This is a genomic window from Pseudolabrys sp. (assembly GCF_035943735.1).
Lineage (GTDB): Bacteria > Pseudomonadota > Alphaproteobacteria > Rhizobiales > Xanthobacteraceae > Pseudolabrys.
Genome location: NZ_DASZBV010000019.1, coordinates 516807 through 524746, shown reverse-complemented (window position 1 = coordinate 524746; position 7940 = coordinate 516807). Strand labels below are relative to the sequence as shown.

Genomic DNA, 7940 nt, shown 5'->3' with positions numbered 1-7940 from the left:
CCGAGACGCGCAGGCCGATCACCGCCTTGATCACAAAGAGGATGATGAGGGTCGCGATCGCGTCGTAGATGACCGTGCCGAGGATGCCGTAGATCTGCACCACGACCTGGTAGGCGTTGCCGTCGATCAGGCCCGTGCCGGAGCTGTTGATCGCCGTGCGCGCGAACACGCCGGTGAGCAAAGCGCCGATCATGCCGCCGACGCCGTGCACGCCGAAGGCGTCGAGCGAGTCGTCGTAGCCGAACATGTGCTTGAGGCCGGTCGCGCCCCAGTAGCAGCCGATGCCGGCGGCGATGCCGATGACCAGCGCGCCGGTCGGATCGACGAAGCCGGACGCCGGTGTGATGGCGACGAGGCCGGCCACCGCGCCCGAGCAGATGCCGAGCACCGAGGGCTTACCCTTGAGCATCCATTCGACGAACATCCAGGTCAGCGCCGCCGTGGCGGTCGCGATCTGGGTGACCGCCATGGCCATGCCCGCATTGCCGCCCGCGGTGACCGCCGAACCGGCGTTGAAGCCGAACCAGCCGACCCACAGGAGCGACGCGCCGATCATCGTCAGCACCAGGTTATGCGGCGCCATGCTCTCGTTGCCGAGACCCTTGCGCTTGCCGAGGACGAGCGCGCACATCAGACCGGCAACACCGGCGTTGATGTGAACGACCGTGCCGCCCGCGTAGTCGAGCACGCCGAGGCCGCCGGCCCAGCCGCCGCCCCACACCCAGTGCGCGATCGGCGAGTAGACGAACAGCGACCACAGACCCATGAACCACATCATGGCCGAGAACTTCATGCGGTCGGCGAAGGCGCCGGCGATCAGTGCCGGCGTGATGATCGCGAAGGTCATCTGGAAGCACATGTAGACCGACTCGGGGATCGTGCCCGCGAGCGCGCTGACGGAGTCGGTGCCCATGCCCATCAGGAAGAATCTGGACATGCCGCCGAGATAGGGTCCGCCGTCGGTGAAGGCCCACGAGTAGCCGATGATCATCCAGAGCACCGTCACCAGACAGGTGATGGCGAAGCTCTGCATCACCGTCGCCAGCACGTTCTTCTTGCGGACCATGCCGCCGTAGAAGAGCGCGAGACCCGGGATGGTCATCATCAGCACCAGCGCGGTCGACGTCAGCATCCACGCCGTGTCGCCCGAGTTGGTGGTGCAGTTGGTGAGGATCGGCGGCTTCGCCGAAGCGTCGCAGGCCGGCTTCGGCGCGGCCGGCGCAGCGGCCGGAGCAGCCGCGGCGGCAGGCGCGGCCGGAGCGGGCGCGGCCGTCTGAGCGTACGACGCGGTGTACGCGCCGAAGCTCAGCATCAGGCCGAGCAGAAGCCCGAGGGCCCAGGCCCCAAGCCTCGCACGGGAGAGTTTCTTCAACGTCATGGTCCTTTACTCCTGTCGAATTGTTGTGCGGACTTAGAGCGCGGCAGCATCGGTCTCGCCGGTGCGGATGCGCACGGCGTGATCCAGCCCGAAGACGAAGATTTTTCCGTCGCCGATCTGTCCGGTCTTGGCGGCCCCGATGATGGCGCTGACGACCTTGTCGACCTGATCGGTCGCCACCGCGACCTCCACCTTGATCTTGGGGAGGAAGCTCACCGCATATTCGGCGCCACGGTAGATTTCGGTGTGGCCCTTTTGACGCCCGTAGCCTTTCACCTCGGTAACGGTCAGTCCTTGCACGCCGAGGGAGGTCAGAGCGTCACGGACCTCGTCGAGCTTGAAAGGTTTGATTATGGCCATGACGATTTTCATGGATTCGATCCCCGCTTGAGCCCGTTTTGATTCCTCACGCAGTGCGGGCGGGACACTGAGCCGGCCAGGAAGCGAACTTCGTGGGCATGGCCGCGGTAAGGGAATCAATTGCCGTGCCAAATGCCGGCGCGGGCTCTAGAGCGCTGATTCGTCGACGGAAATATGAGACGCGGCGAGCCGACCCGAATGGTGGAGGAGGCCGTCGCTCAAACATGTGGCAGGGCTATAGGCCGCTGCTCAAAAAGTACTCACGCAAGATCGGTCTGATTAAATCCGCGCCGGACGTGTCGCCCGGCGCGGATCTTTGCTGTCGCTACTGCAGGGCCTCGCCATGCTGGCTGACATCGAGGCCGATGATCTCGTCCTCCGCCCGCACCCGCAACGGCACGAGCGCGCCGACGATCTTGAGGATCACGAAGGTGCCGATGCCCGACCACAGCGCGGTGACGACGATCCCGTAGAGCTGCGCCCAGACGAGATGGATGTTGCCCTCGATCAGGCCGCCGATGCCCTGGGGCAGTTCGGGCGTCGCCGACACCGCGCCGACCGCCAGCACGCCGGCCAGCAAGGTGCCGGTGAGACCGCCGATGCCATGCACGCCGAACACGTCGAGCGAATCGTCGTAGCCGAGTTTCATCTTCAGCCAGGTGCACGACCAGAAGCAGACGCTGCCGGCGATCAGCCCGATCAGGATCGCTTCCATCGGCGTGACGAAACCGGACGCGGGCGTGATCGTGCCGAGGCCCGCGACGGCGCCGGAGATCATGCCTAGCACAGACGGCCTGCCGCGCGTCTTCCACTCGATCGCCATCCAGGTCGCGGCGCCGGTGCTGGCGGCAAGATGCGTGCACACGATCGCCATCGCGGCGCGCGATCCGGCGGTGAGCGCCGAGCCGCCGTTGAAGCCGAACCAGCCGACCCACAACAGGCCGGTGCCGATGACGGCGAGCGACAGATCGAACGGCGCGAGATTGTCATGGCCGTAGCCGCGCCGCTTGCCGATCACCATCGCGGCGACGAGACCGGCGACGCCGGCATTCACGTGCACGACGAGCCCGCCGGCGAAATCGATGGTGCCGAAAGTTTGCAGAAAGCCGCCGCCCCAGACGGCATGCGCAATCGGAACGTAGACGATGAACAGCCACAGCGTACTGAACAGCAAGAATGCCGAGAAACGCAGGCGGTCCGCGACCGAGCCTGCAACCAGCGCCACCGTGATGACCGCGAAGGTCATCTGGTAGAGCATGAACAAGCTCTCCGGAATGGTCGGCGCGATCGGCGAAATCGCGTTCAGGCCCATGCCGTAGAGGAAAACGCGGCTCAAGGAGCCGATCATCCGGCCGCTGCCGGTGAAGGTGAGCGAGTAGGCGAGCAGCGCCCACAGCACCGAGACAAGGAACGTCGCGGCGAGCGATTGCGCCATGGTGGCGAGTACGTTCTTCTTGCGCACCATGCCGGAATAGAACAGCGCGAGCCCCGGAATAGTCATCATCAGCACGAGACCGGTGGCGCCAATCATCCATGCGGTATCGGCGGCGTCGATCTTCATGGCCGGCGCCTGCGCAAGTGCAGGCGAAGTTGCGAGTGCGGCTGCGACGGTAATCATGCCCATCGCGAGGCGGCGTAGCCCCTGAGACATCTTAATTTCCCCCGGCTGAATTGAAGTTCACCCCCGGCCCGTTCATGCCCGCAATGGCGGGCGTCAACTCTGTGCTGGCCCCCGTCTTGCGCGGGGACGAACGGGGTCGTTCGTTAGAGCGCGTCGACGTCGGTCTCGCCGGTGCGGATGCGCACCGCCTGCTCGATCGGCGTGACGAAGATCTTGCCGTCGCCGATCTGGCCGGTCTTGGCGGCGGCCGTCACCGCGTCCATGACCTGGTCGATCTGCTCGCTGGCGACGGCAACCTCGATGCGCACCTTAGGCAGGAAGTTCACGGCGTACTCGGCGCCGCGATAGATCTCCATGTGCCCCTTCTGGCGGCCGTATCCCTTCACTTCCGACACGGTCATCCCGTGGATGCCGATGCGGGTGAGCGCGTCGCGCACCTCGTCGAGCTTGAACGGTTTGATGATGGCGATGACAAGCTTCATGGCTACTCCCCCGGCAGGCGGCCCAAGGTTTGGGCGCGTCTTAATGCCCATATTCACGGCAAATGTCGATTGGGCGGGCAGAATAGGTCAATGGCATTGGCCTATCGGGCGGCGAGTCCTTGCCGCCGGACCACCCCCGGCAGCACCGTCCGGGCGGCGCGCGGCGGCATGCCCGGCCTGATCCGCGGGTCGTAGAGGATATCCAGCAGGTCGCGGTCATAGACAGTCAGGTAGCCGACCATCCGGTTCTGGTTGAGCGTGGTCCAGATATTGCGCTGGTCGTGGTTCGACAGGCCGAAGGCGTGCAGCAGCTCGTGATAGGCGCAGTCGAGGAACACATCGTCGCCCTTGTCGACGATGATGAACGAGATCGCGTGGACGATGTCGCCCGCGGCGTTCGACTTCACGCTGGTCATGCACTGCGGGTCGGTGCGGGCGATGAAGGTTCTGGCGATGCGGGCGCCGAACGCCGCCTCCAGCGCGGCGTTGAAATCCTTTTCGTCGATCAGGCGCACCTGCACGTCGGCATCGCCGGCTGAAGCGACGCTCAGGTGCAGGCCCGGCACCTGCCGCGCGTAATCCTCGAGTACCGCGCGCATCGCGGCGGCACGATCGACGCTGCCGCCGGGCACGATCTCGGCGCGGATCGCATGATTGAAGCGGCGGATGCCGCGCGGCCGCGCGCCGATGCGCAAGTCGGAACCGAAGGCGAGCGCCATGAAGCCGCGCTCGAGCTCGGCCGCGGTAAATCTGGTGAATTGCGCCGGCGCGCCGGGGAAGCTGCCGGGCGGCGCCGGCAGTTGGTCGGACGCGGCGAGGGCGGCCGCCGTCGCCGCGAGCAGAATGCCAAGGCCGGCGATGAGCCGCTTCATCAATCCCCGCGCTACGGCTGCCTTCTCTGGCGCACCAGCCCTTCCTGGGCCACCGATGCCACCAGGGTGCCGTCCCGGGTGAATATAAGTCCGCGCGAGAAGCCGCGCGAGCCGTGCAGATTCGGCGAATCCTGCGCGTATAACAGCCACTCGTCGGCGCGGAACGGCCGGTGCAGCCACAGCGCATGATCGAGGCTCGCCGCCATGAATTCGCTCTCGAACAGGGTGCGTCCGTGCCGCGCCAGCGAGGCGTCGAGCAGCGTCAGGTCGGAGGCGTAGGCGAGCACGCATTGATGAATGGCAAGATCGTCCGGCAGCCGGCCGGTGGTGCGGAACCACACATTGAACAGGCCGTCGGGATACTTCGTGCCGGAATACCGATCCATCTCGACCGGGCGCATCTCGATCGGCCGTTCGCGCTCGTAATACCGCCGCACCGCCTCGGGCATTTTCGCAAAGAGCTTGTCGCGCATGTCGCCTTCGCCCGGAAGGTCTTCCGGCGGCGCCACCTGCGGCATCTCGGCCTGATGGTCGAGGCCGTCCTCGTGCGCATGGAATGACACCAGCATCGAAAAGATCGGATGGCCGTGCTGACGCGCGGTGACGCGGCGGGTGGTGAAGCTCTTGCCATCGCGCAGGCTCTCGACGTCGTAAATCAGCGGCACCTTCGGATCGCCCGGCAGGATGAAATAGGCGTGCATCGAGTGCGGCGAGCGGCTGGCATCGACGGTGCGCACGGCGGCCACCAGCGCCTGCCCGATCACCTGGCCGCCGTAGACGCGTTGCCAGCCGGTCTGCGGCGAGCGGCCGCGGAACAGGTTCACCTCCAGCGGTTCGAGGTCGAGGATGTCGAGGAGGTCTTTGACGGCGGAGCGCATGGGAGTTACCGCATAGGTCGGATGCCGGCCCAACCTGCTATGTTGGGCCCGCATTGACAAGGACAGCAGATGGCCACCGCAGAACAGCGTCAGACGGCGGACATGGTGATCGGTGGCGCCGGCTTTGCCGGGCTGGCGCTCGCCATTGCGCTGCGTGAGGCGCTGGGGCCCGAGTTCAAGGTCACCGTCGCCGATCCGGCGCTCGCGCATGAGCAATCGCGCGATCCGCGCGCTTCGGCCATTGCCGCGGCGGCGCGGCGGCTGTTCGAGGCGGTCGGCGTCTGGCAGGCCGTCGAGGCGCAGGCGCAGCCGATGCTCGACATGGTCGTCACCGATTCGAAGGTGGATGACGCGGTGCGGCCGACCTTCCTCACTTTCGAGGGCGAGGTGCAGCCGGGCGAAGCCTTCGCGCACATGATCGAGAATCGGCTGCTGGTCGACGCGCTGGTCGCCAAGGCGAAGGCGCTCGGCATCGCGCTGCGCGCGACGCCGGTGACCGGTTTCGAGCGCCGTGCGAACGCCATCGACGTGAGCTTTGCGGATGGCGCCAAGGCTTCGGCGCGGCTGCTGGTCGGTGCCGACGGCGCGCGCTCGCAAATTCGCGAGCAGGCCGGCATCGCCACGCACGGCTGGAGCTACGGCCAGTCGGCGATCGTCTGCACCGTCGCGCACGAGCGGCCGCACAATGGCCGCGCCGAAGAACATTTCCTGCCGCCGGGGCCGTTCGCCATCCTGCCGCTGACCGGCAACCGCGCCTCCATCGTCTGGACCGAGCGCACCGCCGACGCCGAGCGCTATGTCGCGATGAGCGACACCGAATTCCACGACGAATTGGAAAAACGCTTCGGCCTGCATCTCGGCGACATCGAAGTGGTCGGCCCGCGCCGCGCCTTTCCGCTCGGGCTCTACACGGCGCGTTCGTTCATCGCCGAGCGCATCGCGCTCATCGGTGACGCCGCGCACGTGATCCATCCGATCGCGGGTCAAGGTCTCAATATGGGCCTGCGCGACGTCGCGGCTTTGGCGGAGGCCGTCGTCGATGCGGCAAGGCTCGGCCTCGACATCGGTGGCGTGCAAGTGCTCGAGCGCTACCAGCGCTGGCGCCGCTTCGACACGGCGATGATGGGGGTGGCCACCGACAGTCTCAATCGCCTGTTCTCCAACCGCTCCGACGTCTTGCGCCTCGCGCGCGACATCGGGCTCGGCGTGGTGGAACGCATGCCGCCATTGAAGCGCATGTTCATCCGCGAGGCGGCCGGGTTCACCGGCGAGGTGCCGAAATTGCTGAAGGGCGAGGCGCTGTAGCGCACCGACGCCGACCCACTCTCGACGTCATGCGCGGGCTTGGCCGGGACAAGCCCGGCCACGACAATTGAGAGGCTTTCACGGGAATAAACGAATAATTAGGCGTGCACGCCAATCGCCTCGGCGATCGCCACCGTGTGCCGCGCCATGTCGGCGTGCAGGCGCTCGACCATGCGGCCGTCGATCGATACCACGCCCTTGGCCTTGTTCTCCGGCAGGTCGAAGGCGGCGATCATCCTGCGCGCCCAGGCGACCTCCTCCGGCGACGGCGAGAAGGCAGCGTTGCACGTCTCGATCTGCGTCGGGTGGATGAGCGTCTTGCCGTCGAAGCCGAGCTCGACGCCCTGTTTGCATTCCTCGGCGAAGCCGTGCGCGTTGCCGATCTCGTTATAGACGCCGTCGAGGATGTCGATGCCGTGGATGCGCGCGGCGGCGACGCACATCGTCAGCCACGGCAGCATCGGCGCGCGTCCGGCGACGAGGCGCGCGCGCGTGTCCTTGGCGAGGTCGTTGGTGCCCATGATGAAGCCGGCCAGCCGCGCTTCGGAATCGCGCGCTTCGGCGGCGATGGCGAGGATGTTGAAGATGGCAAGCGGCGTCTCGATCATCGCCCAGACGCGCGTCCTGTGCGGCGTCGCCATGTCGAGCAGACGGCGGCCGACGAGCTCGAGGGCGTCGGCGTTCGACACCTTCGGCACGACGATGGCGTCCGGCGCTGCGTGCGCGGCGGCAGAGAGATCGTCGGCGTGCCAGGGCGTGTCGATGGCGTTGACGCGGATCATCACCTCGCGATGGCCGAAGCCGCCGGCCCTGACCGCGTCGCACACCTGCTGGCGTGCGCTTTCTTTCGCATCCGGCGCGACCGAGTCCTCGAGGTCGAGGATGATGCCGTCGACCGGCAGCGTTTTCGCCTTCTCCAGCGCGCGGGCATTAGAACCCGGCATGTACAGCACGCTGCGGCGCGGACGAACGGACATTGCGGAAGCTCCCCGGTGTTGACGCATTAGCCTACCGTTGCGGCAGCACGCGTGCCACTGTCGCGGC

The 7940-nt window shown here is 66.6% G+C and carries 8 protein-coding genes; 1 reads left to right on the top strand and 7 read right to left on the bottom strand.

What is annotated here, in order from left to right:
- The 6 genes from VGV41_RS15400 to tesB all read right to left on the bottom strand — a co-directional run.
- Nucleotides 1-1312, bottom strand: a 1312-nt coding sequence (locus VGV41_RS15400) for an ammonium transporter (RefSeq protein WP_414705129.1), incomplete at its 3' end; no start/stop codon positions are given.
- A 99-nt stretch (nucleotides 1313-1411) separates the two neighbouring features.
- Nucleotides 1412-1750, bottom strand: coding sequence for a P-II family nitrogen regulator (locus VGV41_RS15395; RefSeq protein ID WP_326864753.1), 339 nt, complete (start codon nucleotides 1748-1750; stop codon nucleotides 1412-1414).
- A 313-nt stretch (nucleotides 1751-2063) separates the two neighbouring features.
- A complete protein-coding gene (locus tag VGV41_RS15390) occupies nucleotides 2064-3389 on the bottom strand; it encodes an ammonium transporter (protein WP_414705124.1) in 1326 nt (441 codons plus the stop codon).
- A 113-nt stretch (nucleotides 3390-3502) separates the two neighbouring features.
- Entirely contained in the window at nucleotides 3503-3841 is a 339-nt protein-coding gene (locus VGV41_RS15385; protein WP_326864751.1) for a P-II family nitrogen regulator, read from the bottom strand.
- Nucleotides 3842-3942: 101 nt separating this feature from the next.
- Nucleotides 3943-4713: a DUF2927 domain-containing protein gene (locus VGV41_RS15380; protein WP_326864750.1), complete on the bottom strand. Its 771-nt coding sequence runs from the start codon at nucleotides 4711-4713 to the stop codon at nucleotides 3943-3945.
- A gap of 11 nt (nucleotides 4714-4724) precedes the next feature.
- A complete protein-coding gene (tesB, locus tag VGV41_RS15375; protein WP_326864749.1) occupies nucleotides 4725-5591 on the bottom strand; it encodes an acyl-CoA thioesterase II in 867 nt (288 codons plus the stop codon).
- 69 nt (nucleotides 5592-5660) lie between these two features.
- Between tesB and VGV41_RS15370 the strand changes: the two genes are divergently transcribed.
- Entirely contained in the window at nucleotides 5661-6896 is a 1236-nt protein-coding gene (locus VGV41_RS15370; protein ID WP_326864747.1) for a ubiquinone biosynthesis hydroxylase, read from the top strand.
- A gap of 98 nt (nucleotides 6897-6994) precedes the next feature.
- Here VGV41_RS15370 and VGV41_RS15365 read toward each other — a convergent pair whose 3' ends face one another.
- Nucleotides 6995-7873: a CoA ester lyase gene (locus tag VGV41_RS15365; RefSeq protein ID WP_326864746.1), complete on the bottom strand. Its 879-nt coding sequence runs from the start codon at nucleotides 7871-7873 to the stop codon at nucleotides 6995-6997.
- Nucleotides 7874-7940 lie beyond the last annotated feature (67 nt).

Coding starts and splice junctions, on each gene's coding strand:
- VGV41_RS15365 (WP_326864746.1), bottom strand. CDS start 7,873: ATGTCCGTTCGTCCGCGCCGCAGCGTGCTGTACATGCCGGGTTCTAAT.
- VGV41_RS15385 (WP_326864751.1), bottom strand. CDS start 3,841: ATGAAGCTTGTCATCGCCATCATCAAACCGTTCAAGCTCGACGAGGTG.
- tesB (WP_326864749.1), bottom strand. CDS start 5,591: ATGCGCTCCGCCGTCAAAGACCTCCTCGACATCCTCGACCTCGAACCG.
- VGV41_RS15380 (WP_326864750.1), bottom strand. CDS start 4,713: ATGAAGCGGCTCATCGCCGGCCTTGGCATTCTGCTCGCGGCGACGGCG.
- VGV41_RS15370 (WP_326864747.1), top strand. CDS start 5,661: ATGGCCACCGCAGAACAGCGTCAGACGGCGGACATGGTGATCGGTGGC.
- VGV41_RS15395 (WP_326864753.1), bottom strand. CDS start 1,750: ATGAAAATCGTCATGGCCATAATCAAACCTTTCAAGCTCGACGAGGTC.
- VGV41_RS15390 (WP_414705124.1), bottom strand. CDS start 3,389: ATGTCTCAGGGGCTACGCCGCCTCGCGATGGGCATGATTACCGTCGCA.